At 70.5% G+C, this 23,800-nt stretch carries 22 protein-coding genes and 2 pseudogenes; 14 read left to right on the top strand and 10 right to left on the bottom strand.

The genetic code is table 11. The features are described 5' to 3' along the window. The first annotated feature begins 2 nt into the window (after positions 1–2). The 3 genes from WAF18_RS02790 (at position 3) to WAF18_RS02780 (ending at position 3,342) form a co-directional block, all read left to right on the top strand. Entirely contained in the window at positions 3–542 is a 540-nt protein-coding gene (locus WAF18_RS02790) for a DUF2231 domain-containing protein (RefSeq protein WP_337243764.1), read from the top strand. Between the two features lie 176 nt (positions 543–718). Then, the gene (locus WAF18_RS02785; protein WP_337243763.1) at positions 719–2,392 is read left to right on the top strand and encodes a diguanylate cyclase; all 1,674 of its coding nucleotides are present in this window, start codon (positions 719–721) and stop codon (positions 2,390–2,392) included. Then, positions 2,389–3,342, top strand: a complete 954-nt coding sequence (locus WAF18_RS02780; RefSeq protein WP_337243762.1) for a hypothetical protein — start codon at positions 2,389–2,391, stop codon at positions 3,340–3,342. The genes WAF18_RS02785 and WAF18_RS02780 overlap by 4 nt, the downstream gene beginning before the upstream one ends. A 110-nt stretch (positions 3,343–3,452) precedes the next feature. Here the strand turns inward: WAF18_RS02780 and WAF18_RS02775 are convergent, their stop codons facing one another. Next, a complete protein-coding gene (locus WAF18_RS02775; protein WP_337243761.1) occupies positions 3,453–3,914 on the bottom strand; it encodes a CopD family protein in 462 nt (153 codons plus the stop codon). Positions 3,915–4,049: 135 nt separating this feature from the next. Between WAF18_RS02775 and WAF18_RS02770 the strand changes: the two genes are divergently transcribed. The 5 genes from WAF18_RS02770 (at position 4,050) to WAF18_RS02750 (ending at position 9,778) form a co-directional block, all read left to right on the top strand. Next, complete coding sequence (locus WAF18_RS02770) at positions 4,050–4,937, top strand: cytochrome c oxidase assembly protein (protein ID WP_337243760.1); 888 nt, start codon at positions 4,050–4,052, stop codon at positions 4,935–4,937. 100 nt (positions 4,938–5,037) lie between these two features. Next, positions 5,038–6,249, top strand: a complete 1,212-nt coding sequence (locus WAF18_RS02765) for a mechanosensitive ion channel domain-containing protein (RefSeq protein ID WP_337243759.1) — start codon at positions 5,038–5,040, stop codon at positions 6,247–6,249. Further along, positions 6,246–7,241, top strand: a complete 996-nt coding sequence (locus WAF18_RS02760; RefSeq protein ID WP_337243758.1) for an aldo/keto reductase — start codon at positions 6,246–6,248, stop codon at positions 7,239–7,241. Before WAF18_RS02765 ends, WAF18_RS02760 begins: the two co-directional genes overlap by 4 nt. Before the next feature lie 264 nt (positions 7,242–7,505). After that, the gene (locus tag WAF18_RS02755) at positions 7,506–8,594 is read left to right on the top strand and encodes a BON domain-containing protein (protein WP_337243757.1); all 1,089 of its coding nucleotides are present in this window, start codon (positions 7,506–7,508) and stop codon (positions 8,592–8,594) included. 110 nt (positions 8,595–8,704) lie between these two features. Then, a complete protein-coding gene (locus WAF18_RS02750) occupies positions 8,705–9,778 on the top strand; it encodes an endonuclease/exonuclease/phosphatase family protein (RefSeq protein ID WP_337243756.1) in 1,074 nt (357 codons plus the stop codon). 20 nt (positions 9,779–9,798) lie between these two features. Here WAF18_RS02750 and WAF18_RS02745 read toward each other — a convergent pair whose 3' ends face one another. The 4 genes and pseudogenes from WAF18_RS02745 to WAF18_RS02730 all read right to left on the bottom strand — a co-directional run bounded on the left by WAF18_RS02745 (position 9,799) and on the right by WAF18_RS02730 (position 12,978). Continuing rightward, positions 9,799–10,170, bottom strand: a complete 372-nt coding sequence (locus WAF18_RS02745; protein ID WP_337243755.1) for a hypothetical protein — start codon at positions 10,168–10,170, stop codon at positions 9,799–9,801. Between the two features lie 73 nt (positions 10,171–10,243). After that, positions 10,244–10,798, bottom strand: coding sequence for a hypothetical protein (locus WAF18_RS02740; protein ID WP_337243754.1), 555 nt, complete (start codon positions 10,796–10,798; stop codon positions 10,244–10,246). Positions 10,799–11,187: 389 nt separating this feature from the next. Further along, positions 11,188–11,691, bottom strand: a pseudogene (locus tag WAF18_RS02735) (pyridoxamine 5'-phosphate oxidase family protein); the annotation flags it as partial. 87 nt (positions 11,692–11,778) lie between these two features. Next, positions 11,779–12,978, bottom strand: a complete 1,200-nt coding sequence (locus WAF18_RS02730; RefSeq protein WP_337243753.1) for an MFS transporter — start codon at positions 12,976–12,978, stop codon at positions 11,779–11,781. Between the two features lie 168 nt (positions 12,979–13,146). On the opposite strand from WAF18_RS02730, the gene WAF18_RS02725 reads away from it, so the two are divergent. Beyond that, on the top strand, positions 13,147–13,758 hold the full coding sequence (locus tag WAF18_RS02725; protein ID WP_337243752.1) for an NAD(P)H-dependent oxidoreductase: 612 nt from the start codon (positions 13,147–13,149) through the stop codon (positions 13,756–13,758). A 24-nt stretch (positions 13,759–13,782) separates the two neighbouring features. On the opposite strand, the gene WAF18_RS02720 is transcribed toward WAF18_RS02725, so the two are convergent. Continuing rightward, complete coding sequence (locus WAF18_RS02720) at positions 13,783–13,992, bottom strand: hypothetical protein (protein ID WP_337243751.1); 210 nt, start codon at positions 13,990–13,992, stop codon at positions 13,783–13,785. Positions 13,993–14,139: 147 nt separating this feature from the next. Between WAF18_RS02720 and WAF18_RS02715 the strand changes: the two genes are divergently transcribed. The 3 genes and pseudogenes from WAF18_RS02715 to WAF18_RS02705 form a co-directional block, all read left to right on the top strand. Then, positions 14,140–14,931, top strand: coding sequence for a DUF72 domain-containing protein (locus tag WAF18_RS02715; protein WP_337243750.1), 792 nt, complete (start codon positions 14,140–14,142; stop codon positions 14,929–14,931). A 156-nt stretch (positions 14,932–15,087) separates the two neighbouring features. Beyond that, positions 15,088–17,859 carry a PAS domain-containing protein gene (locus WAF18_RS02710; protein ID WP_337243749.1) on the top strand — a complete coding sequence of 924 codons (2,772 nt, stop codon included), beginning with the start codon at positions 15,088–15,090 and terminating at the stop codon, positions 17,857–17,859. A gap of 646 nt (positions 17,860–18,505) precedes the next feature. After that, positions 18,506–18,718 (top strand): annotated as a pseudogene (locus tag WAF18_RS02705) (hypothetical protein); the annotation flags it as partial. 50 nt (positions 18,719–18,768) lie between these two features. On the opposite strand, the gene WAF18_RS02700 reads toward WAF18_RS02705, so the two are convergent. Next, positions 18,769–19,563: a class III extradiol ring-cleavage dioxygenase gene (locus WAF18_RS02700; RefSeq protein ID WP_337243748.1), complete on the bottom strand. Its 795-nt coding sequence runs from the start codon at positions 19,561–19,563 to the stop codon at positions 18,769–18,771. A 105-nt stretch (positions 19,564–19,668) separates the two neighbouring features. Beyond that, positions 19,669–20,673, bottom strand: a complete 1,005-nt coding sequence (locus tag WAF18_RS02695; RefSeq protein ID WP_337243747.1) for a serine hydrolase — start codon at positions 20,671–20,673, stop codon at positions 19,669–19,671. A gap of 227 nt (positions 20,674–20,900) precedes the next feature. Between WAF18_RS02695 and WAF18_RS02690 the strand changes: the two genes are divergently transcribed. Together WAF18_RS02690 and WAF18_RS02685 are read left to right on the top strand one after the other, a co-directional pair. Next, positions 20,901–21,362: a hypothetical protein gene (locus tag WAF18_RS02690; protein ID WP_337243746.1), complete on the top strand. Its 462-nt coding sequence runs from the start codon at positions 20,901–20,903 to the stop codon at positions 21,360–21,362. A gap of 522 nt (positions 21,363–21,884) precedes the next feature. Further along, positions 21,885–22,652, top strand: coding sequence for an SDR family NAD(P)-dependent oxidoreductase (locus WAF18_RS02685; RefSeq protein WP_337243745.1), 768 nt, complete (start codon positions 21,885–21,887; stop codon positions 22,650–22,652). A 13-nt stretch (positions 22,653–22,665) separates the two neighbouring features. Here the strand turns inward: WAF18_RS02685 and WAF18_RS02680 are convergent, their stop codons facing one another. Both WAF18_RS02680 and WAF18_RS02675 read right to left on the bottom strand, forming a co-directional pair. Beyond that, entirely contained in the window at positions 22,666–23,109 is a 444-nt protein-coding gene (locus tag WAF18_RS02680) for a hypothetical protein (RefSeq protein ID WP_337243744.1), read from the bottom strand. Continuing rightward, a complete protein-coding gene (locus WAF18_RS02675; protein ID WP_337243743.1) occupies positions 23,106–23,747 on the bottom strand; it encodes a DUF5671 domain-containing protein in 642 nt (213 codons plus the stop codon). The genes WAF18_RS02680 and WAF18_RS02675 overlap by 4 nt, the downstream gene beginning before the upstream one ends. Positions 23,748–23,800: the final 53 nt, after the last annotated feature.

The following is a 23,800-nucleotide window of genomic DNA, read 5'->3' as shown; positions in this document are numbered from 1 at the left end:
TGATGCGCAAGGACCTGAAACAACCCGTCCCCAAGACCCAAAGCCACACGGTCGAGAGCGTGGTGGCGATCGCCAAGCACCCGATCCATCCGATGCTGGTGACGTTCCCGATCGCGTTCCTGTCGATGGTCGTCGTCGCCGACGGCCTGTACCTGTGGCTGCGTGCGCCGTTCTGGGCGGAACTGGCGTTCTGGCTGAATGTCGGCGGGCTGGGCTTCGGCGTGCTGGCGGGGATCGTCGGCACGATGGACATGATGTCGATCCGGGTGGTGCGGCGGCACGTCTCGGCCTGGAACCATTTCATCGTCGCGGTCATGGTGCTGGCGATGGCCGCGCTCGGCGTGTGGTTGCGCCTGCCCGACCCCGTGGCCGCGGTCTGGCCTTGGGGCCTGTTGTCGTCGGCGGTGATGGCGCTGCTGGTGGCGGTCGCCGGTTGGCTCGGTGGCACACTGAGCTTTCGCCACGGCGTCGGGGTCTACGGCGACGAGGAGGCGGACACGCCGAAAGGCCGCGACCTGGAGAAGACCCCGCCAGCGGAGTGACCACGTCGGGCGATGCCGGGCCCATGTAGCCTGGCATGCGGCACGCACGACCGATGCCCGGTCACGCGAAGGCTGAATGCGGCTGAGCAACCCCGCCGGGCGCTGCGCCCTGCGCCGGCCCGGGGCCTGCGATATTCTGCACGCTCTCGGGGAGAGCACGCGGCACAGGCATGGGGATGGTGGCTCGTTGGGCGGCGGCGGCCTTGCTATGGGCGTGCGCGACCGCGACGTATGCGCAGGCCTGGACACTGCAGCGCCTGGACGATGCAACGGCGAGCGCCGATGCGCCGCCGGCCGACACGGCCGGCCCGCTGCGACCCAACCGCCCCGACATGTTGTTCGAGCGCGAGCGCGGCGGCGTGTGGTGGAAGCTCACCAGCCGGATGGATTTTCCGGCCGACGAGGCGCCCAAGCTGCTGCTGTACACGCCCTTCCTCAACCAGATCGAGGCGTGGCCGCCAGGGGCGGATACGCCCTCGCGGCACGGGGTCTACGGCGCGCATGCCGACGACCGCTATTCGCCGCGCGCGCTGGTCATCGACCTGCCCGATGGCCTGCGCGCCGGCCAGACCGTGTGGCTGCGGGTCATCGCCAACGGGTCGATCCCGATGCACGTCGATATCGCGCCCTTGGCGCAGGTGCAGCGCGAGGACCTGCACTACGCCTACCGGCGCGCCTTCAGCCTGGGCGCGACGACGGTGCTGCTGTTGCTGGCCGCCGCGTTCTGGTTACGCCTGCGTGAACGCGCGCACCTGTACTTCGCCGCGAATCTGACCTGCGTGTTGACCTACCTGCTGGTACTGGGCGGCGAGGCCCGCGATATCCCGCTGCTGGACGCCGCATTCGGTCAATCGCTGCAACCGCAACGGGTACTGGCCTCGCTCGGTGGCATGTTCGCGATCCTCTTCCAGGCGCGCTATCTGGACGTGGATCGGCACCTGCCCCGGATCGCGATCGTGCTGCGCATGTGTGCGGCGGCGATGGCCGCGATCGCCTGCGGCCATGCGCTGTTCGACAGCCGGTTGCTGTCCTATCTGGGCAATCTCGGGCTGATGGTGTCGTCGGTGATCCTGCTGCTGGTCGCGTGGGTCCAGGCCTGGCGCGGCCAGCGCGAGGCCCGGATCCTGTCGATCGCCTGGCTGCCGCTGCTGGGCTTCTGCATCCTGCGCACACTCGAACTGATGGGCGCCTGGAACGCGCCGGCGTGGGTCGGCAGCGGCATGGATCTGGGCCTGGCCACCTCCGGCCTGTTGCTGACACTGGGCCTGGCCGATGCGATGGTCGAGATGCGCCGCGACCGCGACCGCGCCAGCCGGTTGGCGATGGTCGATGGGTTGACCGGCGTGGCGAGCCGCAGTGCGATCGAACAGCGCTTGGCCGCGGAGATCGCCCAGGCGGATGCACGCGCGACACCGCTGTCGGTCGCGTTCATCGACCTCGACCGGTTCAAGGCCATCAACGATCGCCATGGCCACGCACTGGGCGACGAATGCCTGCGGATCGTTGCCGCCCGTGCCCGCAACCGCCTGCATGATCGCGATGCACTGGGCCGCTACGGTGGCGACGAGTTGCTGGCCGTCCTGCCCGGGGCCACGCTCGCGCAAGCGGGAGCGACGGCGCAGGCGATCTGCACCGCCGTGCGCACCCATCCGCTGTCGGCCGGCGACCAGACGGTGTCGCTGTCGCTGAGTATCGGCGTGGCGCAGTTCGTGCCCGGCGAATCGATGGCGACCCTGCTCGCACGCGCCGATGCCGCGCTGTACATCAGCAAGGCCAACGGTCGCGACCGCATCAGCATCGCTCCACCCCCCGTTTCCCTTCCCACCGCCCACATGGACGCCAGTGCATGACCCAAGACCACGACACGCCGACGCCGCCTCTCGCCACCGAGCAGGACTTGTTGCCGGGCGACATCCTGCTGATGCTCAGCAGCGGTCAGCTCTCCACGCTGATCGCCTGGTGCGGCGACAGCATCTACAGCCATGCCGCGATCGTGGCCGACCAGGGCGATCTGATCGAGGCAGCCGCCTCGGGTGTGCGCCGGTATCCGCTGGCGAAGCGGCTGGTCGACACCACCGAGATCGTGCTGATCGACGTCTACCGTCCGCTGGCGCACGACGGCAGCGCGCTCGACGAGGCCGACCGCAAGCGCGTGCTGGCCAAGGCCGAGTCGATGATCGGCATTCCCTATCCGGTCGACGCGCTGGCGTTTCTGGGCGTGGTCGTCGCGATCCGCGGCAAGTGGCCGCAGAACTGGTTGGCGCGCATCGTCGTGCGCGAAGCGCTCGACCATCTGATCCAGGACAATCCGAGCCACATGATCTGCAGCGAGGTCGTCTATCGCGCCCTCGCCGAATGCGATGCAGAGCCAGTGGGCCGGCTCGCACCGCGCATCGTGATGACCGGGCCGACGCATCTGCCGTTCCCCAAGATCGATGCCAAGGCACTGCTCGAAGAGGTCTGGGGGCTGCTGCATCCGCAGCGCCAGCAGGCACTGGCGGCCATCCGCACCCACCTGCAGACCGATCCGAAGGCGGCGACCCCGCCGCTGCAGGGCGCGCCGGCCGACGCCGCATTGCGCGAACGCGCCAATGCCGTGCGCGATCGGCTGGGCCTGTCGGTGCTGCCGATCACCGCGAGCGTGGACGATGCCGGCGCCTTGCTCGAAGAAGCCTCGGCCGAGACGCCTGCCCGGGCGATCCCGCACCCCAATCCCAAGTTGGTGATGCCGCTCGATCTGGCCAGTTCGCCGTCGCATACGCAGATCGGTCGTTTGCTGCAGGCCGACACCGTCCAGTGACGGGCGGCGGTGCGCCCCACTTCGGGGCGCACTGCATCAATGCGCATGCAGCGCGCGTTGCCGGTGGCGTCCGCGTGATCGAGCCCCGCTTCGACGTCCGTGTACCGCCGTCAGTGGGACGGGGCCGACGCCTGCGGCGGCGGCGGCAGATCGCCGATCGTGTGCGGCTTGGCGCCGGTCAGCGCGGCGATCGACAACAGCAACACCAGCGGCACCCAGCCGATTGCGCGGTAGAACGCTGGCCCGTGGTGGTCGCGGTCCTGGCCCAGCTCGTACAGCAGCAGGCCGAAGTACAGGTGCAGCAGCACCGCCGCGGCGACAACGACAAGCTTGAGTACCAGCCACGCCCCACTGGGGCCGAACGCGATCAGCACGCCGCCGGCGACGATCGTCACCAGCGCGGCCGGCGTCATGATGCGGAAGAACAGCGTATTGGTGACCGGGTTCCAGAACGCGGGCTCGGCGTCGATCTCGCGCCGGTGCCGCGCCACGAACAAGCGCGGCAGGAAGAACAGCCCGGAGAACCAGACCGTCATCGCGAGGATGTGCAGCACCTTGAGCCAGAAGTACACCGGCGACTCCGGGACGGGGATCCACGCAGCCTAGGACATCCGCGATCAAGCCGACGTGGGCGACGGCCGGCACCGCATCGATGGCGGGCCGCTGCCACCGCCGTCGCGACCTGGCCGCTGCTAGGCTTGCCGGCGATGTCGCGCCTCGCCTGTCGCTGTCTACTCCTGCTTGTCGCCTGCGCCGGCACGTCGGCGATCGCCGCCGTGCCCGAGGGACCGCCGCCCACGCTCGCCAGCGCATGGACGCTGTCGCCGTGGACGCTGCTGCCGCTGCTCGCAATGGCAGGCCTGTATGCACGCGGACTTGCGCGGCTGTGGCGTGGCGCCGGCGTCGGCCGTGGCGTATCGCGCGGCGAGGCCAGCGCATTCGCAGCCGGTGTGCTCGCGTTGGCAGTGGCGATGGTCTGGCCGCTGGACGCCTTCGCCGCCTACGCGCTGTCGGCGCACGTGGCCCAGCACATGACGCTGCTCGCCCTTGCACCGCCGCTGTTGCTCGCGGGTCGACCATTCGCGATCGCCGCGTCCGCGTTGCCAAGACGCTGGTCCGCGCACCTGCACCGCGGCCTGCATCGGCCGTTGTCGTCACTGAGCACCGCGCTCGCGCCCGCGGCCGTGGTGCATGCCGCCACGATGTGGCTGTGGCACTTGCCGGGTGCGACCTCGGCCGCGCTTGCCGATACGACGCTGCACCGCGCGATGCACGCCAGCTTCCTGATCGCCGGGCTGTGGTTCTGGGCGGCAGTGTGGCGTCGGCTGCGCGCACCCGACGCCGGCGCCGTCGGCGGACTCGTAGCGCTGGTGGCGGTGATGATGCAGATGGGCTTTCTTGGCGCGCTGCTGACCTTCGCACCGCGGCTGCTGTACCCGGTCTACACCGACCGCGCACTGCTGATCGGCCTCGACCCGCTGCGCGACCAGCAACTGGCCGGGCTGTTGATGTGGGTGCCCAGCTGCGTGCCCTACATCGTGGTCGGGCTGTGGCTGGTGATCGCGTTGCTGCACCGGATGCGACACCGCGGCTGAAGCGCAGGTGCGGTGCGCAGGCCAAGCGCCGCGCGCTCCACATGCCATCGACCGGTGCTCGGGCAGGATCGCCGCTTTCCCGTTTCGACGCGGAGGCAAGATGACGCTGGACTGGCATTACCTGGCCGCTGTGGCTTGGCCGCTGGCGGCGGCGTTGCTGCTCGGCCTGATCGTGCACTGGGCGCTGCGTGCACTGCGCCGCACCGCGCGCCGCCATGCACAGGATCACTTGCGCGCGCGCATCGCGCAGGTGGTGGCGATCCCGGCTGCGGTCGCATTGCCGCTGCTGTTCCTGGCGATCGCACTGAACTACACGCCGCTCGATCGCGACGTGGTGCGGTCGTTGCGGCACGGGCTCGGAATCGGCGGGATGCTGTGCCTGACCTGGCTGCTGGCCCGCGTGGTGGGTGCGGTCGAGGCGCGCATCCTGCGCGAGCACCCGGTCGATGTCGAGGACAACCTCGCTGCGCGGCGCATCCAGACCCAGACCCGCGTCATCAGCCGTGTCGTGCAGGGCACGGTGATCCTGGTCGGCGTGGCGCTGGCACTGATGACGTTCCCGCAGGTGCGCCAGGTCGGCGCTGCGCTGCTGGCCTCGGCCGGCATCATCGGCCTGGTGGCGGGTATCGCCGCCCAGCCGGTGTTCGGCAACCTGATCGCCGGCCTGCAGATCGCGTTGGCCCAGCCGATCCGGCTCGACGACGTGGTCATCGTCGAAGGCGAATGGGGCCGCATCGAAGAGATCACCTCGACGTATGTCGTGGTGCGGATCTGGGACGAGCGCCGCCTGGTGGTGCCGCTGCAATGGTTCATCTCCAACCCGTTCCAGAACTGGACACGCACCAGCGCGCAATTGCTCGGCACCGCGTTCCTGTGGCTCGACCACCGTGCGCCGATCGCGGCGATCCGCGCGGAACTGCAGCGGCTGTGCGAAGCCGATCCGCGCTGGGACCGCCGCGTGTGCGTGACCCAGGTCACCGAGACCGACAAGCACACGATCGAGGTCCGCCTGCTGGTGAGCGCGCGCAACTCCGGCGAGCTGTTCGACCTGCGCTGCGCCGTCCGCGAAGGCATGCTGGCGTTCCTGGCCGCGCATCATCCCGAAGCGCTGCCGCGGCTGCGTAACGACGTCGAGGACATCGGCGCGCGGCGGACCCGGCCCACGCAGCCGACGTCCGCGCCCGACCATGCCGATACCCGCTCGCCCGGCGCCGAGACCGTGACCGCCGCCGACCGAGAAGGCGAGGCCGCGCGCGAGGCGGCGGCCGCCCCGTTACCTCCCTCCTCCCGCGACCCTGGAGCCACAGCATGAAGACCCGTCAACTCGGCCTCGGTGGCCCCGCCGTCTCGGCGCTCGGCCTGGGCTGCATGGGAATGAGCGCGTTCTACGGCGGCCGCGAAAGCGACGCCGACGCCATCCGCGTCATCCACCACGCGCTCGATCAGGGCATCACCCTGCTCGACACCGCCGACATATACGGCCCGCATACCAACGAATCGCTGGTCGGCCGTGCCCTGCAGGGCCGCCGCGACGACGCGTTCGTGGCGACCAAGTTCGGCATCCGACTCAACCCGGACGACCCGCAGGCGCGCAGCGTCGACGGGCGGCCCGAGTACGTGATTGCCGCCTGCGAGGCGAGCCTGTCGCGACTGGGCATCGAGACGATCGATCTGTACTACCAGCACCGTGTCGATCCGATGGTGCCGATCGAAGACACCGTCGGCGCAATGGCGCGGTTGGTCGAGCAGGGCAAGGTCCGCCACCTGGGCCTGTCGGAAGCGTCTGCGCAGACCCTGCGTCGCGCCTGCGCGGTGCATCCGATCACTGCGCTGCAGAGCGAGTACTCGCTGTGGTCGCGCGACCCCGAGACCACCGGCACGCTGGCCGCCTGTCGCGAACTGGGCGTGGGCTTCGTCGCCTATTCGCCGTTGGGCCGTGGCTTTCTGACCGGCACGATCCGCACCCCCGACGACTTCGAGGCGGACGATTACCGGCGCCATTCGCCGCGCTTCCAGGGCGAGAACTTCGACCGCAACCTCGTACTGGTCGAACAGGTGCAGGCGATCGCGCAGGACTACGGCGTCACCCCCGGGCAGCTCGCGCTGGCCTGGGTACTGGCGCAGGGCGAGGACATCGTGCCGATCCCCGGCACCAAGCGCCTGGAATTCCTGGATGAGAACATCGCCGCACTTGCCATCGGGCTGACCGACGACGATCTGGCGCGCATCGACGCGATCTTCCCGCCCGATGCCGCCGCCGGTACGCGCTACCCGCAGGCAGGCATGGCCGCGCTCGGCCGCTGAGCGCGGCGCGGCGATTGCCGTCGCGCCACGGAATCGCCGCGGGAATTTGACGCGTCGCGAACGCGCCCGCGCGCACCGTCGCGTGACGGCATGATCCCGACGCCCGCGCCACCGCGGCGTCGGGCGCTCCCGATCTTGAGGAGATGCCGCGCGGCCGGCCGCCCAGGTGGGCGGCGCATCCTCAGTGGGTGTCCACACGGCCGTTCCACGGGCACCGCACACGGTGCGCCGCCGCCATCGCCGCCCATCGGCGAGGAGACCGCGATGCACGACCGCAAAGACGACACCCCCGGCACCTCGGAAATGAAGGCCTTCGGCGAAGAGCTGCTGGCCACGGGTGCGCGCTACATCGACGCCGGCAGGCGCTGGCTGAGCGAGAGGAGAGACCAGATGGCATCCCGAGACGGCGACGAGGATCGCCACACCCCCGGCCCGCACGGAGGACGCCGCGCCTATCGCGACGCGCCCTATCGCGGCGATGGCCAAGGCGACGGCGGGTACGGCGACCCAGCCGTGGCCCAGCAGCACGCCTGGCGCCGTCAGCAGGGCCCGCGCGGCCGCCACGATGCGCGTGACCACGCCAGCGAAGGCGACGGCGCGGGCGCGCCCTATGCCCAGTTCGCACGCGGCCAGCATCCCGATGACGACCGGGCCGGCAGCGGCCGCGCCTACGGTGCGGGCGGCAGCCGCGGCGACCTGCGCGACGGCGACGACCGCCTGTCGGACTGGGGCCACCGCAGCCCGCACTGGTTCAACGACGTCGACCACCTGGGCGGGGCGCCCGATTTTGCGCATTTCGGCGCCTATGACCGCGAAGGTCGGGTTGGCCGTGCGACACCGCGCGGCGATGCCGGTCGCGCGCCCGGACGCGGCTGGCGCGGCGTCGGCCCGAAGGGCTACGTCCGTTCCGATGCGCGGATCACCGAGGACATCTGCGAACGGCTCACCCACAGCGACGAGATCGATGCACGCGAGGTCTCGGTGCGGGTCCACGACGGCGTCGTGACGCTCGAAGGCCACGTCGAACAGCGCTGGACCAAGCACCGCATCGAGGACATCGCCGAAGGCTGCGCGGGGGTCAAGGACGTCGAGAACCGCATCCGCGTGCGTGACGCAGGACGCTGGCAGCCCGGAAGCGGCACGGCGTCGGCCACCTCGGGCGACGATGCATCGGGCAGTGCCGCCTCGACCGGCGCATCGACCTATGTGCCGCCCGCGGCCGGCCCCGGCGCGGCGGGGCCGCTGTCGACCGCTGCGCGCCAGCATGACACCGGCCACGGCACCGGCGACTTGGCCTCCAACGCACAGCACGGTGGCGGGACCTCGTCACAGGGCGACGCGGACACGCGCTGACGCCCTCCGCCAGGGCACTTGCCCTGCCTTGCACCGCCGGCCCGCGCCGCATTCACATCGGCGCGGGTCGGCATCGCGGATAGTCCGGCCTCCCTCCCGCCGGCCCATCCATGCTGACCCCCGTCTTCGCGATCGCCACGATGGTGTTGGCGATCGCCACCCTGATGCCCACCATCCGCAGTGGCGCGTGGTGGATCCGCGGTTTCGACTTTCCGCGTCTGCAACTGCTCGTGCTGTCGATCGCCGTGCTGGCGGCGCAGATGGTGCTGCAGCCGATCGACGATGCGTGGACCACCGCAATCGTCGTCGTCAATGCCGGCTGCGTGCTCTGGCAGGCCTGGTGGATCGTCCCCTACACCCGGCTGCGGCGGCCGGAGGTCGCCGATGCCCCCGCCGATGCGCGCCCGCGCATCCGCCTGCTCGCCAGCAATGTGCTGATGCACAACCGCGACACCGCAGCGCTGGTGGCGCTGGTGCGCGAGCACCGCCCCGACGTGCTGATCGCGGTGGAGACCGACCGGCATTGGGAGCGCGCGCTCGACGGTCTACAGGACCTGTTGCCGCATGCGCTGCGTTGCCCACTGGACAACCTGTACGGCATGCATCTGTACACGCGCCTGCCGCTGCACGATGCCAAGGTGCGCTACCTGGTCGAGGACGACATCCCGTCGATGCATGCCACACTCGAGCTCGACGACGGGCAGCGGGTCGTCCTGCACGCCCTGCACCCACGCCCGCCGAGTCCGACCGAAGCCGACAGCTCGCAGGACCGCGACGCCGAGCTGGTGCTGGTCGGGCGCGCCGCGAGCGAGGCCGAGCACCCGGTGATTGTCGCTGGCGACCTCAACGATGTGGCGTGGTCGCGGACCACGCGTCTGTTCCGCAAGGTCAGTGGCCTGCTCGATCCCCGCATCGGGCGCGGCATGTACAACACCTTCCACGCACGCCTGCCGGGGCTGCGCTGGCCACTCGACCATCTGTTCCACAGCCGGCACTTCACCCTGGTATGCATGCGTCGGTTGCCGGCGATCGGCTCGGACCATTTCCCGATCCTGGTCGAGCTGGCACTCGCGCCCGGCCACAATCCGTGCGACGCGGGTCTGTCACCGGATGCGCAGGCACGTGCCGATGCGCAGGCGGCGGTCGACGGCGCCGATCCCAACGTCGCCGCCGCGCCGCGCTGATCGCAGCGCAGGCGGCCGCGTCAGCGGTCCAGTCGGGCGCGCAGGTCGCGCAGGTCCTGCCGGGCGATGTCGCGCAACGTGGCGTCGCGCCAGGCCTGGGCCGCATCCGGGCCGGCCTGTGCGCTACGGCGCTCGTACTCGGGCTGCATCTGCTCGATCCGCAGTGCGCGAATGCGGCGGTACTCGGCTTTCAGCGACGAGGCGCGCCGGATCGGCCAGGACTCGCCGATCGGCTGCGCCCACGGTTGCGGTTCGACGGCCAACGTGGCGACGACGTCGGTCTGCACTGTTGCGCCGCCGTCGCCGGCCCAGGCCGGCAATCCGCAGGCCAGCGCGAGCAGCGCGGTGGGCACGGCCCAACGCTGCGCGCGACCTCTGACGATCTCGTCCATCGCACCCTCCACGCGCTGACGATAACCGAGACGCTAGCACCGAATCGGCGACGGTGGTGTGCAGACCGCGCGTTCAGGCGCCGGGGCGCAGGTCAAGTCCCAGCGCGTGGCCGATCGTGCGTACGCCATCGTCGTCGTCACGCAGCGCGATCGCGCCGGCGAACGTGTCGTCGCCGGTCTCCCAGGTCCACAGCGTGTAGCCGGCGACCCGCAGTTGGTCATAGGCCGCGCCGAGCAGCGTCGACGGCGGCACCCCAGCCAGGGCATCGGCATCGGTGGGGTCTTCCACCCCCCAATCGATCTCGACGCGGAAACGCGCGGCCAGCTCGACCAGCACCTCGATCAGTGCGACACGATCGTCCTCCTCGATCCGGAAGCTCGACTGCCAGTCGGTGACGACCGCCAGTGCGTCGCGCATCACATCGGCATCCGGGTCGGGCGGCAAGGCGTCCTGCCAGGCAATGAATTGCTGGCGTGCCGCCTCCTCGTCGCCCGGATTGATCAGCAGCAGCCACTGCCAGGCGATCGCCTCGAGGTCGGCATCCGGGTCGTCCTCGGCGTCGGCACGGCCATCGCCAAGGAACGCGAAATTGTCGTCGGGGTCGAACTCGGTCTCGGGCAGGGACATGACGGGCGGATCGGCGTTGGGGGCGTGCAGTGTGCCGCTGCTGCGGCCGCGCTGCAGCCCCCGGGCCGGATGGCCGCTCAGCGCGTCCGAGGCTTGGGCGTGCGGCCCGCCTGCTTCGCCGGCGCCTTGGCCGCGGCTGTGCGGCCGGTGGTCTTGGTGGCCGTGGCCTTCTTCGCGCTCGTCTTGGCTGCCCTCGTCTTGGTGGCGGCCTGCTTCGAGGCTGCTGTCTTCGTCGCAGTCTTCTTCGTAGCCGTCTTGGTCGTCGCGCTGGTGTTCGTCGCGGACTTGCCGGCCGCGGCCCGCGTCGTGGATGCCGTCTTCGATGCTGTCCGGGCCTGGTGGCTGCGCGTCTTGCGCGACGGCGGCGGGCGAGAGGTCTTGCGATCGCCACGCAGGTCGACGATGCGGTTCTCGCCCATCGCGTCCTTGCGCTTGGTCACGCGCGCGGTGGCGAAGGCGATCGCCTTGCCGATCAGCGTGCCGGGCGCATCCCAGTACTCGGCGGTGTGGGCTTCGACCTCGACCAGGGCGAGATTCGGGTCGTCGATGCCGCCCGGGAAATAGGCCTTGAGCGCATCGTTCCAGAACGCCACCACCTTGGCGCGATCGTCGCTGACCCGTGCCTGCCCCGAGACCGAGACGTAGGTATTGCGGCGCTGCGACGCATAGGCCAGGTTGACGTTGGGATTGCGCGCGATCTCGTCGATCTTCGGACTGTCGGCGGCGACGAAGAACCAGATCCGCTCGCCGTCGAACTGCGCCTTCTGCGTCGACAACGGCCGACTGACCAGCGCGCCGTCGCGGGCGACGGTGGTGAACATCGTGATGTCGATATCGTCGATCAGCGACGCGATCGTCGCCGCGTCTTCTTCGGCCTTGCTGGGCGATGCCATCGGGTACTCCGCGTGTCGAGGGTCGGCGTCGAGTGTCGACGTCGGCCAGCGCCGCGGACGTGAAGACAGCGCGCAGCGCGCGCGTCGCTAGCCTGCGCTCGGCACCGGCTGTCGCCGCTCGTCGCGGCGCGCCCAGGCGTAGATCACCAGGCCGGCCGTCGCTGTCGCCGCGCCCACCCATCCGGTCGAGGTCCAGCCCAGGCCCGCACTGATCGCCAACCCGCCCAGCCAGGGACCGAGCGCATTGGCGGTGTTGAATGCGGCGTGGTTGGACGCGGCCGCGAGCGTCTGCGCATCACCGGCCACGTCCATCAACCGGGTCTGCAGCACCGGCGCCAGTGCGCCCATCGTGCCGAGCGCGACCACGGCCGGCAGGATCGACCACGTCGCCTGCGCCGCCAGCGGAAACAACAGCAGCACCAGCAGCGACCACGCCAGGATCACCGCGGCGGCGCGGAACTGCAGCCGGTCGAACAGCCAGCCGCCGGCCACGTTGCCGATGATCGCGCCGACGCCGAACGCCGCCAGGGCCACCGGGATCCAGGTCTCGGCCACGCCCGTCACCTCGATCAGCGTCGGCGCCAGATAGCTGAAGACGCAGAACATGCCGGCAAATCCGATCGCACCGATCGCCAGCGCCAGCCAGACCTGGGAGCGGTTGAATGCGCGCAACTCGCGCATCGGCGATTGCCCCGGCGCCACCGGATCGGGCGCAAGGAAGCGCGCCACCAGAACCACGGTGATCAGCGCGATCGCCGCCACCAGCGCGAACGTCCAGCGCCAGCTCGACAGCTGACCGAGCCAGGTCGCCAGCGGATTGCCGACCAGGATCGCGATCGACAATCCCAGCAGCACGCGGCTGACCGCCGTGCCGCGCTGATCGGGCCGGCTGATCGAGGCGGCGACCAGCACCGCGGTGCCGAAGTAGGCGCCATGCGGCAGGCCGGCAACGAAACGCGCCACCAGCATCGCCATGTAGTTGGGCGCCAGCGCACTGGCCAGGTTGCCCACGGCGTAGAAGCCCATCAGCGCCAGCAGCAAGGTGCGCCGCGGCAGGCGGGCACCGAGGATCGCCAACAACGGCGCGCCGACGACCACGCCGAGCGCATAGCTGCTGATCAGATGGCCGACGTCCGGTTCGCTGACGCCGAACGCACGCACCAGGTTGGGCATCAGGCCCATCATCGCGAATTCGCTGGTGCCGATCGCAAATCCGCCCAGGGCGAGCGCGAACAGGATCGGCGTGGCGGCGCGGCTGGGCAGCGACGCGGGCGAGGCGCTGGCCATCGCAGGTCTCCGGCAAGGACGACCGCGCATTATGTTGCATCGCAGCAAACATCTGGCGACCGCGTCCTGGGACAGTGCGTGCGCGTTCATGGGCATCGCAGGCCAACGACGCGCCCTGGACGGCCGGACGCCGACAGTGGCGCTCCTGTCCGCTCTGCGAGTCGCGCCATGTCCCTGTCCGCCTTCGGCCTCAACTGCACGCTCAAGTCATGCGACGCCCCCTCCTCGACGCAGAAGATGCTCGACGCGGTGCTGGCCGCACTCGCGCGCCACGACGTGCGCACCGACAGCGCGCGCGTGGCCGATTTCGACGTGCGCCCGGGCGTGACCGCCGACGAGGGCGACGGCGACCAGTGGCCGCAGCTGCGCCGCCGGATCATGGAGGCGCAGATCCTGGTCCTCGCCACGCCGATCTGGATGGGGCATCCCTCGAGCCTGGCCCAGCGTGTGCTCGAACGCCTGGACGCGGTGCTCGGTGAGATCGATGACGACGGCGTCTATCCGACCTTCGGCAAGGTCGCCATCGCCGCGGTCGTCGGCAACGAGGACGGCGCCCACTTCGTCCATTCCCAGCTCTACCAGGGCCTGGCGGATGTGGGATTCACGCTGCCGGCCGGCTCGCCGCCGTACTGGGTCGGCGAGGCGATGGGCAGTACCGACTTCAAGGATCTCGACACGATCCCGGACAAGGTCGACGAGACCATCCGCACCATCGCCAGCAACGCCGCGCACTTGGCGCGCCTGCTGGCCGAGCGGCCCTATCCCAAGCCCGAGCGTTGACGCGACCGCCGCAATAGGCGCCGCTCAGCGGTCGCTCGCCCCGTCGTCGGCCGCCGGATCGGTGTGATCGGGCCCGGTGGGGTCGGGATCGGGCACGCGCTGCGCGCCGCCGCCGCGTCGCGGCATGCGGTCGTCGCCGACCGGCGACCAGGCGTTGCGGTCGCCGCTGCCGTGCGGATAGCTGCGCGGCTGGCTGGGGATCGGGGCGTCGTCAGGGGGATCTTTGCGGGTCATTGCAGTCTCGGTCTCGACTCGGTGGAGGCAGCTTCCTGCCGCTGGCGCCGCGCCGCCGTGAGCGCGCACCCGGACTTGCGCGTCGCGCCTGCAGGGGATGCGCCCAGCCTCACGTCGCCGCGCGCCGCGGCCTGCTACGACATCGGCATGTCCCAGGTCCCCGGCCGCCCACCTCATCCCCCGCCGCGGATCGGCTGCGCCGGCTGGTCGATCGCCTCGCGCGATGCCGCCCTGTTCGAAGACGGCGCCAGCATGCTGGCGCGCTATGCAACGCGGTTCGACCTGGTCGAGATCAATTCTTCGTTCTATCGGCCGCACCGGCGGACGACCTACGAGCGCTGGGCGGCCAGCTTGCCGGCGGGCTTCCGCTTCAGCGCGAAGCTGCCGCGCACGATCACCCACGAGCACCGCCTGCGTGGCTGCGGTCCGCTGCTCGATGCCTTCCTGGAGGCGGCAACCGGCCTGGGGGAGCGGCTCGGCTGTCTGCTGGTGCAACTGCCACCGAGCCTGGCGTTCGACGCACGCAGCGCCGCAACGTTCCTGGCAATGCTGCGCCGCCGCTGGGCGGGCGGCCTGGCCTGCGAGGTCCGGCATGCCAGCTGGCTGACGCTGCGGGCCGAGGCGCTGCTGCAGCGGCACGGCGTGGCACGCGTGGCCGCGGACCCGGCGCGGCATGGCGCCGATGCCCGGCCCGGCGGGGATCCGGCCCTGGCCTATTGGCGCTGGCATGGCACACCGCAGATCTACCGCAGCGCCTACGACGCGGCAGCCCTCGATTCGCTGGCCGCGGCCATCGCCATGCACCCGGCGAGCGATCACTGGGTCGTGTTCGACAACACCGCCGCCGGTCATGCCACCGGCAATGCGGCCGCGCTGCAGGACCGCTTGCAGGCGGGGCCGGCCACCGATGCCGGTCCGCGGGCGCGCCGAGGCAAGTGAGGCCGCCGGCCGCGGTGCGACGCCCGGTCGCGGTCATCATCCCCCCACCACTGGGACCTATGGCAGGATGCGGCCCGTCCCGAGCTGCGCGTCCCGCTGTTGAACCCGCCCGCTGCCTGTCCCACCAGCATCGATTTTCTGCCCGCACACGGCGTGATGGCGGGCCGTATTGCTGCGTTCGACTGGTCGACAACGCCGCTGGGGCCGCTGCAGACCTGGCCGCAGTCGCTGCGCACCACCGTGGCGCTGCTGCTCGATTCGCGCTTTGCGATGTGCCTGAGCTGGGGCCCGGAGCTGACATTCCTCTACAACGACGCCTATGCCCCGATGCTCGGCGCCAAGGAGCCCGACGCACTGGGCCGGCCGATTGCGCGGATCTGGCCGGATGTCTGGGACGACATCCTGCCGCTGATCGAGCAGGCGATGTCCGGCACGGCGACCTCGCACGAGGACATGCCGCTGACGATGCTGCGCCATGGCTACCCGGAACAGACGTACTGGACGTTCTCCTACACGCCAGTGCGCGACGAGCACGGGCGGATCCCGGGCTTTCTGAACATCACCACCGAGACCACGCACAAGGTCCTCGCCCAGCGCAGGCTCGCGGCCGAAGCCGAACGCCTGGGCCGGCTGTTCGATCAGGCGCCGAGCTTCATGGCCCTGTTGCGCGGACCCGAGCATCGCTTCGAACTGGCCAATCCCGGCTACCGACGCCTGGTCGGCGACCGCGACCTGATCGGCCGCACCGTCGCCGAGGCCTTGCCCGACGCGGTCGACCAAGGCTTCAAGTCGCTGCTCGACGATGTCTACGCGACCGGCCGCGCATTCTCGGCCAGCGGTGCCCGCTTCGTCGTCCAGGCCACGCCGGGCGGGCCGTCGGTGGAACGCTACCTCGATTTCGTCTATCAGCCGGTCACCGACGAGCGCGGCGTGATCGGGATCTTCGTCCAGGGGGTGGACGTGACCGCGCGCGCGCTGGCCGACGAGGCGCTGCGCGAGCGCGAGGCCGAACTGCGCACGCTCAACAGCGACCTGGAGCGGCAGGTGGTCGCGCGCGCGCGCGAACGCTCGCTGACCTGGCAGGTCACGCCCGACCTGCTCGCGGTCGTCGATGCCGACGGCTGCATGCAGACGACCAACCCGGCCTGGGGACAGATGTTGGGCTGGCGCGCCGACGAACTGGCCGGCCAGCCCTGGTGGGCGTTCGTCGACCCGGACGACCAAGACGTCACCCGCAGCGTGCTCGACACATTGCGCGCCGGCAAACCCGTGCTGCGCTTCGAGAACCGCTGGCGCACGCGCGCTGGCGGCGTGCGCACGCTGTCGTGGGTGGCCACGCCCGAAGGCGGTCGTTTCTATTGCAGCGCGCGCGACGTCACCGACATCAAGGCCGCTGCCGACGCATTGGCACGATCGCAGGCGCAGCTGCGTACGCTGTTTGAGACCAGCTACCAGCTGCAGGCGATGTGCACGCCCGACGGCACACTGACCGATGCGAACCAGACCGTGCTCGATGCGATCGGGGTCGAGTTCGAGGCCATCGTCGGCCGGCCGCTGTGGGAGACGTCCTGGTTCAGCACCACGCCGGGCATGTCCGAGCGCATCCGCAGCCTGTTCAACGAAGCCACCCGCGGCGGCACCGCGCGCGCCGAGATCGAGGTCGAGCTGGCGTCCGGGCGGCGCGTGCACGACCTGTCGATCCGCCCGATCCGCGACGCCGGCGGGCGAATCATTGCGGTCGTGCCCGAAGCGATCGACACCACCGAGCGACGCAACGCCGAAGAAGCGCTGCGTCAGTCGCAGAAGCTCGAAGCGATGGGCCAGCTGACCGGCGGCGTTGCGCACGATTTCAACAACCTGCTCACGCCGATCTTCACCGCCCTCGAGCTTGCCGGTGACCCCGATGCTCGGCCTGAACGTCGTGCGCGCATGATCGCGGTCGCGCAGCGCTCGGCCGAACGCGCGGCCACACTGGTGCAGCGCCTGCTGGCCTTCGCAAGGCGGCAGCCGCTGCAGCCGGTGGATGTGGAGGTCGGTCCGCTCGTCGCGGGCATGGCGGAGTTGATCGCAAGCTCCAGCAGCCCGCGCGTGCGACTGGTGCTCGACATCGCCGAGGACCTGGCACCGGCGATCGCCGACCCCAACCAGTTGGAGATGGCGCTGCTCAACCTCAGCGTCAACGCGTGCGACGCGATGCCCGATGGCGGTGTGCTCACGCTCGGCGCACGCAATGCGCGGATGGATGCCGACACGCGCGCCGACGGCCTGCCGCCCGGCGACTACGTCGTCGTCTCGGTCGCCGACACCGGTCACGGCATGGACGAGGCGACGCGCGCGCGCGCCGTCGAGCCGTTCTTCTCGACCAAGGGCATCGGCCGCGGCACCGGCCTGGGCCTGTCGATGGCGCACGGCCTGGCCGCGCAGCTCGGCGGCCGGCTGGCGATCGACAGCGCCCCGCAGCGGGGCACCACGATGGAACTCTGGCTGCCGGTGGGCACCCGCCGCGCAGCCGCGAATGCAGACAGCAACGAGGACGATCACGTGAACACGACAGACGAACACCGCGGTACCGCGCTCGTGGTCGACGACGAGGACGCCGTGCGCATGTGCACCGCCGACGCGCTCGACGACATGGGCTACCGCGTGATCGAGGCCGGCTCGGCCGAAGAGGCGCTGGCCGCGCTCGAGGGCGGCCTGGCCCCCGATGTGCTGGTCACCGACCATCTGATGCCCGGCATGACCGGCGCCGAGCTGGCAAGGACCGTACGCGATCGCTTGCCGGGCACCGCGGTGGTCATCGTCTCGGGCTACACGAGCATGGCCGAGTTCGACCCCGGTCTGACGATCCTGGGCAAGCCGTTTCGACAGCAGGAGCTCGTCGCCAGCGTCGAGGCCGCGACCGCATCGCTGCAGTCGGCCGTGGCCTGAGCCCACCCGCCGGCGCGCATTCGACGCGCCGCACGTAGGGGTGAAGCCAAGCGACGCGACTTCGACACGGCCCGCGCCACGCTGAGCGTATGAGCTGGCCCCTCACCGCCGCGCGCGCCTGTGCCGCCCTCCCCCATTCACGGGGGAGGGTTGGGTGGGGGCCATCGCTCCGGTCGCCACGCACCGTGAGCTTGCCCCCATCCCGGCCTTCCATCCGTGAAGGGCGCAATGCCCCGCAAGCGGGAGAAGGAGACAAGCGCCCGGCGCGCCCATCAGCGGTGAAAGGACACAAGCACTACGCGCCGCCATGCGCGCGCGCGTCATGCGCTCGTGCCCTCCCCGTGTACGGGGGAGGGTTGGGTGGGGGCCATCGCTCCGATCTCCACGCACCATGAGCTTGCCCCCATCCCGGCCTTCCACCCGTGAAGGGCGCAATGCCCCGCGAGCGGGGGAAGGAGACAAGCGCCCGGCGCGCTCATCAGCGGTGAAAGGAGACAAGCACCACGTGCCGCCATGCGCGCGCGGCATGCGCTCGTGCCCTCCCCCGTGTACGGGGGAGGGTTGGGTGGGGGCCATCGCTCCGATCACCACGCACCGTGAGCTCGCCCATGTCCCACCTCGCAGCCGCACGATGACCACGCCGGCGCTGCAGCGATACGCGAACCGGCACGGCGACAGCGGCGTCACCGCCTATGCGATCGACGACGACGCGATCGCCGTCGAGTTCGGGCACGGCCCGGTCTATGTCTACACGCGCCGCGACATCGGCGTCCGGCACTTCGCGGCGCTGTGCGCGGCTGCGCAGGCCGGTCGCGGGCTGTCGACCTGGATCAGCCAACACGTGCAGTCGCACTACGCCGCGCACTTCGACGACCGCGCCGCCTGGCGTGCCTGGCGGGCGGCGGCGCCTCAGGCTGCGCCGTCGCCGTCGAAGCGGTAGAGGTCCATCGCCAGGAACCCCATGTCGATGCCGGCCTCGATACGCCGCGCGCCGAGTCGGTCGCCACCGGCTGCACCCATGGCCACGAACAGCGGCAGCAAGTGCTCATCGGTCGGATGCGCCTGCGCCGCGAACGGCGCCTGCCGGCGATAGTCGAGCAGCGCGGGCAGGTCGTCGGCGCGCAGCCGCGCTTCGATCCAGTCGGTAAACGGCCGCACGTACGGCGCCTCGCTGCCGTCGTGGCCGCGCCAGTCGTGCAGGTTGTGGGTGATGCTGCCCGAGCCGATCACCAGCACGCCTTGCGCGCGCAGCGGCGCCAGCGCGCGTCCAAGCGCGAGCGCATGCGCCGGACCGAGCGCGGGCTGGATCGACAGCGGCACCACCGGGATATCGGCCTCGGGATGCAACAGGCGCAGCGGCACCCAGACGCCATGATCGAGCCCGCGCTGCGGATCGACCTGGGCGGGCAGCCCGGCCGCGTCCAAGCGCGCAGCGATGTCCTGGGCGAGTGCCGGGTCGCCGGGCGCCGGATAACGCAGGGCATACAGCGCCTCCGGGAAGCCGCCGAAGTCGTGGACGGTCTGTGGCTGCGCGGCGCCACCGACCTGCGGCCGCGCCGCCAGCCAGTGCGCGGACGCCACGACGATCGCGCGCGGTCGCGGCAGGTCGCGCGCCAGTTCGGCCAGCCGCACGCCGACCCGACCGGGCGACAGCGCGGTCATCGGCGAGCCGTGGGAGAAGTACAACGCGGGCAACAGGGCCATGAAACGCACCAGGAGGCGAGGAATGCCTCTCACGATGGGCGCGGGTCTCGGCCCACGGAAGCCGCGGCGCCACGACGCATCGTCGCAGCCATGCAACGCTGGCGGTCAGGCCGCCTGTGTCGCGACGATGCGCTCCAGCAGCACCAGCAGATCGGCCAGGTGCCCGGATCCCGCCGGTGTGCGCTCGTCGGAGGTCATGACGACGGTCAGCGCCAGCGTCGGCACGATGAACAGCATCTGCCCGCCATGGCCCCAGGCGTAGCGCACCTCGTGCCCACCGACGCGCCGAGCGAACCAGCCATAGCCATAGCCGTCGCCGGTGTAGATCGAGCGCGTGCGCGGTTGCCAGGACTGCGCGATCCAGGTGCCCGGCACCAGTTGCGCGCCGGCCGCGCTGCGCCCGTGGTTGCGGTAGAGCTCGCCGAAGGCGAGCAGCGAGCGCGGCGTCATCGCCATCTGGTTGCCGCCGAAGTGGATCCCTTGCGGATCGCGGTCCCAGGACGCGATCGAAAAGCCGGCCTGCGGTTCCAGCCACTCGCGGGCGAGCTGCAGCGTCGGCTTGCCCGACACCTGTACCAGGATCGCCGACAGCAGGTGCGTCGATCCGGTCGAATACAGCATGCCACCGCCGGGCGCGTCGACGAACGGCTGCGCCAGCGCGGCGCGCACCCAGTCGCGCTGCGCGACCCAGGCGCCGTACTGGCGACCGGACGTCGGCCGCAGCCCGGCCTGCATCGACAGCAGATGGCCGATGGTCACCTGCGCCATCCGCGGATCCGGCGCCTCGGGCAGGCGATCGGCGAGCAGTGGCGCAATCGGCTGGTCGACGCCCTCGAGCAGACCACGCTCGATCGCGATGCCCACCAGCGCCGAGACCACGGACTTGGACGCCGACTTGATGTTGGCCGGACGCGCCGGCGAGGCGCCGTGGTAGCCGCGCTCGGCGAGCACGGTGCCGTTTCGCGCGACGATGACCGTACGCAGCGGCGCCAACGCCGCAGCCTCGTCGAGCACCGCCGCCAGGCGCGCATCCTGCGCCGCCGCCAGCAGCGGCGATACCAGCAGCAGGCAGACCAACAGCAACATCGAGGGCAGACGGCGGGACGACATGGCCCGGGCAGTATCCCGCGCGAGCACGCAGCACGCCACACACGGCGATGCGCCCCGGCTCACCGCGTTCGACCCGGTTGCCCCTGGCAGTACCTAGATCGAAAATGGCGGAACATGTTCGGCGACCCGACCACTGTTCATAGCTGCGACGGCGGCAGCGGCGGCAAACCCGGCGACGTTGCTTGCGGCAACCCCAACCCTGTCGACGTCGAAGCGAGGCCATCGGCATGAAAGCGCTGCCCGCCGTGATCTTGCTGACGACGATCAGCCTCTCGGCCTGCACTGGAAGACTGCCTTTCCAACCACCGCTGGCGGCCTTTCAGGCCTGGCAAAAGCCGGGGGCTTCGAGTCTCGATACAAAGAAAGCCTTGTTGGAATGTGGCATGCCGCACCCGCACACCGCCTCGCTTCCTCCAAACGACGTGCGGACATCCAACCAGCAGGCCGAGACCGAAAACTGCCTGCTCGCCGCTGGGTACACCAGGACGGAGCAATCCCCGCGCTGGTGTGCGCTCCAGCCCGATCTGCCTGCCTGCCAACCTGGCGTGGAACCGCTCGCCCCCAGCGTCGAAAGGCGCCTGGGCAGTCACTACTGTCTGGCCCGCTTGGATATGGCGTACTGCAGACAAACCGTGAGCAACCCCTCCGCTTGTACAGAAGGGCCGGTCGATCCGGAATGCCTGCCGTAAACGCCAGCCGCTGCTAAACCCTGTCTGCCAAGGCATTGCGGCGGTCCCGTGGCCGTATCGTGCCTTGGAGGTTGAGGCATTGGTCGAGGCGGCTTTGGCGCATCTCGGCGACATCGAGGTGCGGTTCAGCAACGCCGGCATCCTGGTCGAAGGCACTGCGGGCGCCAACGCTCTGGAGGATTGGATCGGGATCGTTGCGGTCCGACTGACAGGCATGTTTCCTGGGCGCAGAACAGCACTGCAATACCTCAAGCAGCGCAAGGCTCGTCAGCACCGCATCAGCCTCCGGTCTGGGAGGCCGCAGCACGGCCACCTACAACGCGGTCAAAGGCGGCGTCATCGACCAGCGCGCCACGCCACGACGATCGCGCGCGATCGCCTGCGCGGCGCCAAACCGTCCAGGCGCCCCGACCCCGCAGAATCGCCAATCCAGGCTGTAGCTCCCCCCCCCCCGTTGCGATTCACCATGGTTCGACCGCGGCAGCGCTACGGTGCGCGTCCACCTCACGCAGGAGACCGTCCATGCGATTCGACGACAAGGTCGTGATCGTCACCGGTGCAGGCTCAGGCATCGGCGCGGCGACCGCGCGCGCGTTTTCCGAGGCCGGCGCTCACGTCGTGCTGGCCGACCTCGATCAGGACGAGCTCGATACGATCGCCGCCACGCTGCCGCAGGACCGCACGCTGGTCCATCGCCTCGACGTGTCCCGCCCCGACGAGGTCGACGCGATGGTCGAAGCGGCGGTGGCGCATTTCGGCGGCATCGACGTGCTGTTCAACAACGCCGGCATCCTGGTCGAGGGCACCGCGGACGCGACTGCACTGGAGGACTGGAACCGGATCGTCGCGGTGAACCTGACTGGCGTCTTCCTGGGCGCAAAGGCCGCGCTCCCGCATCTCAAGCAACGCAAGGGCTGCATCGTCAACACCGCGTCGGTGTCGGGCCTGGCCGGCGATCGCGGCATGGCGGCCTACAACGCGGTCAAGGGTGGTGTGGTCAACCTGACCCGGGCGCTGGCGATCGACCACGGCCGCGACGGCGTGCGCGTCAACGCGGTCTGCCCCAGCTTCACGCGCACCGGCATGACCGCCGACATGCAACAGGACGAGGCCACTGTGCAGGCGTTCCTGGACCGTATTCCGCTCGGTCGGCTTGGCGAGCCGGTCGACATCGCGCGCGCAGTGCTGTTTCTGGCCAGCGACGACGCCGGTTTCGTGACCGGCGTGAACCTGCCGGTGGACGGCGGCGTGTCGGCCTCGAACGGGCAACCGCTGTTCGAGACCGACTGAGCGCCCAGAAGCGCTAGTCGGCAGGCGCGGTCTGCGCCGCCGGCAGACCGGCCCGCCGTTCGAAGCAGGCCCGGCCGGCTCCGTGCGGCCACTCGGCGCGCAGCCCAGGTTCGACTTGGCGCAGCGGATCGCGGTTGTCGGTGGCGAAGTGCGCGCACAGTTCCATGCGACCGGGCGCGAGCACGCGATAGTCGTAGGGGGCCCCTGTGCCCGGGTCCACGCGGCGCAGATCGGGCCCGTCAATCGCAGTGAGCGTGTCCGGCAGAACACCGTCGCGTTCGAGTTGTTGCGTGGCCGCCTGCTCGATCCGCCGCAGATCGTGCACGCGCGCCGCATCCATGCGGGCCTGCCGCTGCGCGGACGGCGAGCCGATCAGCAACATCGCGGTCGCAACGGCGGCCACGCTCGCCATGCCGCCAACGACGATCAGCACCCGACCCAGTATCGGCGCGCTCACGACACCGCCTCATCGCTGCGCAGGTCGAGCAAGTAGAACGCGAACACCGCGCCGGCGATCGCGCCGACCACCGCGACCTTCAGGACGAAGCGCACCGTCAGCTCTCCGCCAAGCACGTTGTAGACAAGCGCGATCGCATCGCCAATCAGTACCGCCGCGGCCAGGAACAGTGTCATGTAGGTCAGCCAGCGCCGCACCGGCGACAGCCGCTTGAGGGGATCGCGCGCCAACTCGCGCGAGAGCCGGTGGGCGAGCCAGGCGAACGCAGGGAAGGCGATCAGCAGCGCGGCCGATGCGCTGCGCATCGACGCGCCCATCCGCTGCACCCGGTACTCAGGATCGGTGGGATCGGGAAACGCGTAAGCGATCAGGTCGAACGTCAGGCTGCCCAGTTGCCAGACCCAGACGTAAAGCGTGGCGAACAGCAGCAGATACCAGAACGCATCGCGCGCCGACAGCGACGGCTGCGGCCGCGGCACCGGCACGACGAACGGCACCGTGGCCCAGGCGCGCAGCGCACCGTCGATCTGCGCCTGCGGCCAACCGGCGGCCGCCAGTGCCTCCGCGGTCTGCATGCGGGTCGCGCCGCGCGCCAGCGCGTCACGCACGCAGGCGTCCAATGTCGGGTTCGATGCCATCGCGGTCCTCGTCCGCCGTTGCCGGCGGCACTCTAGCAGGCTACCGACGCGGC

The sequence above is a fragment of the Luteimonas sp. gir genome, from assembly GCF_037198055.1.
Taxonomy (GTDB): domain Bacteria; phylum Pseudomonadota; class Gammaproteobacteria; order Xanthomonadales; family Xanthomonadaceae; genus Luteimonas; species Luteimonas citri_A.
Note: the sequence above shows the minus strand (reverse complement) of the source record. Positions and strands in the feature narration are given on the sequence as shown.

Coding starts and splice junctions, on each gene's coding strand:
- WAF18_RS02760 (WP_337243758.1), top strand. CDS start 6,246: ATGAAGACCCGTCAACTCGGCCTCGGTGGCCCCGCCGTCTCGGCGCTC.
- WAF18_RS02675 (WP_337243743.1), bottom strand. CDS start 23,747: ATGGCATCGAACCCGACATTGGACGCCTGCGTGCGTGACGCGCTGGCG.
- WAF18_RS02740 (WP_337243754.1), bottom strand. CDS start 10,798: ATGTCCCTGCCCGAGACCGAGTTCGACCCCGACGACAATTTCGCGTTC.
- WAF18_RS02725 (WP_337243752.1), top strand. CDS start 13,147: ATGTCCCTGTCCGCCTTCGGCCTCAACTGCACGCTCAAGTCATGCGAC.
- WAF18_RS02750 (WP_337243756.1), top strand. CDS start 8,705: ATGCTGACCCCCGTCTTCGCGATCGCCACGATGGTGTTGGCGATCGCC.
- WAF18_RS02685 (WP_337243745.1), top strand. CDS start 21,885: ATGCGATTCGACGACAAGGTCGTGATCGTCACCGGTGCAGGCTCAGGC.
- WAF18_RS02785 (WP_337243763.1), top strand. CDS start 719: ATGGTGGCTCGTTGGGCGGCGGCGGCCTTGCTATGGGCGTGCGCGACC.
- WAF18_RS02780 (WP_337243762.1), top strand. CDS start 2,389: ATGACCCAAGACCACGACACGCCGACGCCGCCTCTCGCCACCGAGCAG.
- WAF18_RS02745 (WP_337243755.1), bottom strand. CDS start 10,170: ATGGACGAGATCGTCAGAGGTCGCGCGCAGCGTTGGGCCGTGCCCACC.
- WAF18_RS02720 (WP_337243751.1), bottom strand. CDS start 13,992: ATGACCCGCAAAGATCCCCCTGACGACGCCCCGATCCCCAGCCAGCCG.
- WAF18_RS02695 (WP_337243747.1), bottom strand. CDS start 20,673: ATGTCGTCCCGCCGTCTGCCCTCGATGTTGCTGTTGGTCTGCCTGCTG.
- WAF18_RS02700 (WP_337243748.1), bottom strand. CDS start 19,563: ATGGCCCTGTTGCCCGCGTTGTACTTCTCCCACGGCTCGCCGATGACC.
- WAF18_RS02690 (WP_337243746.1), top strand. CDS start 20,901: ATGAAAGCGCTGCCCGCCGTGATCTTGCTGACGACGATCAGCCTCTCG.
- WAF18_RS02755 (WP_337243757.1), top strand. CDS start 7,506: ATGCACGACCGCAAAGACGACACCCCCGGCACCTCGGAAATGAAGGCC.
- WAF18_RS02765 (WP_337243759.1), top strand. CDS start 5,038: ATGACGCTGGACTGGCATTACCTGGCCGCTGTGGCTTGGCCGCTGGCG.
- WAF18_RS02715 (WP_337243750.1), top strand. CDS start 14,140: ATGTCCCAGGTCCCCGGCCGCCCACCTCATCCCCCGCCGCGGATCGGC.
- WAF18_RS02710 (WP_337243749.1), top strand. CDS start 15,088: ATGGCGGGCCGTATTGCTGCGTTCGACTGGTCGACAACGCCGCTGGGG.
- WAF18_RS02790 (WP_337243764.1), top strand. CDS start 3: ATGCGCAAGGACCTGAAACAACCCGTCCCCAAGACCCAAAGCCACACG.
- WAF18_RS02770 (WP_337243760.1), top strand. CDS start 4,050: ATGTCGCGCCTCGCCTGTCGCTGTCTACTCCTGCTTGTCGCCTGCGCC.
- WAF18_RS02730 (WP_337243753.1), bottom strand. CDS start 12,978: ATGGCCAGCGCCTCGCCCGCGTCGCTGCCCAGCCGCGCCGCCACGCCG.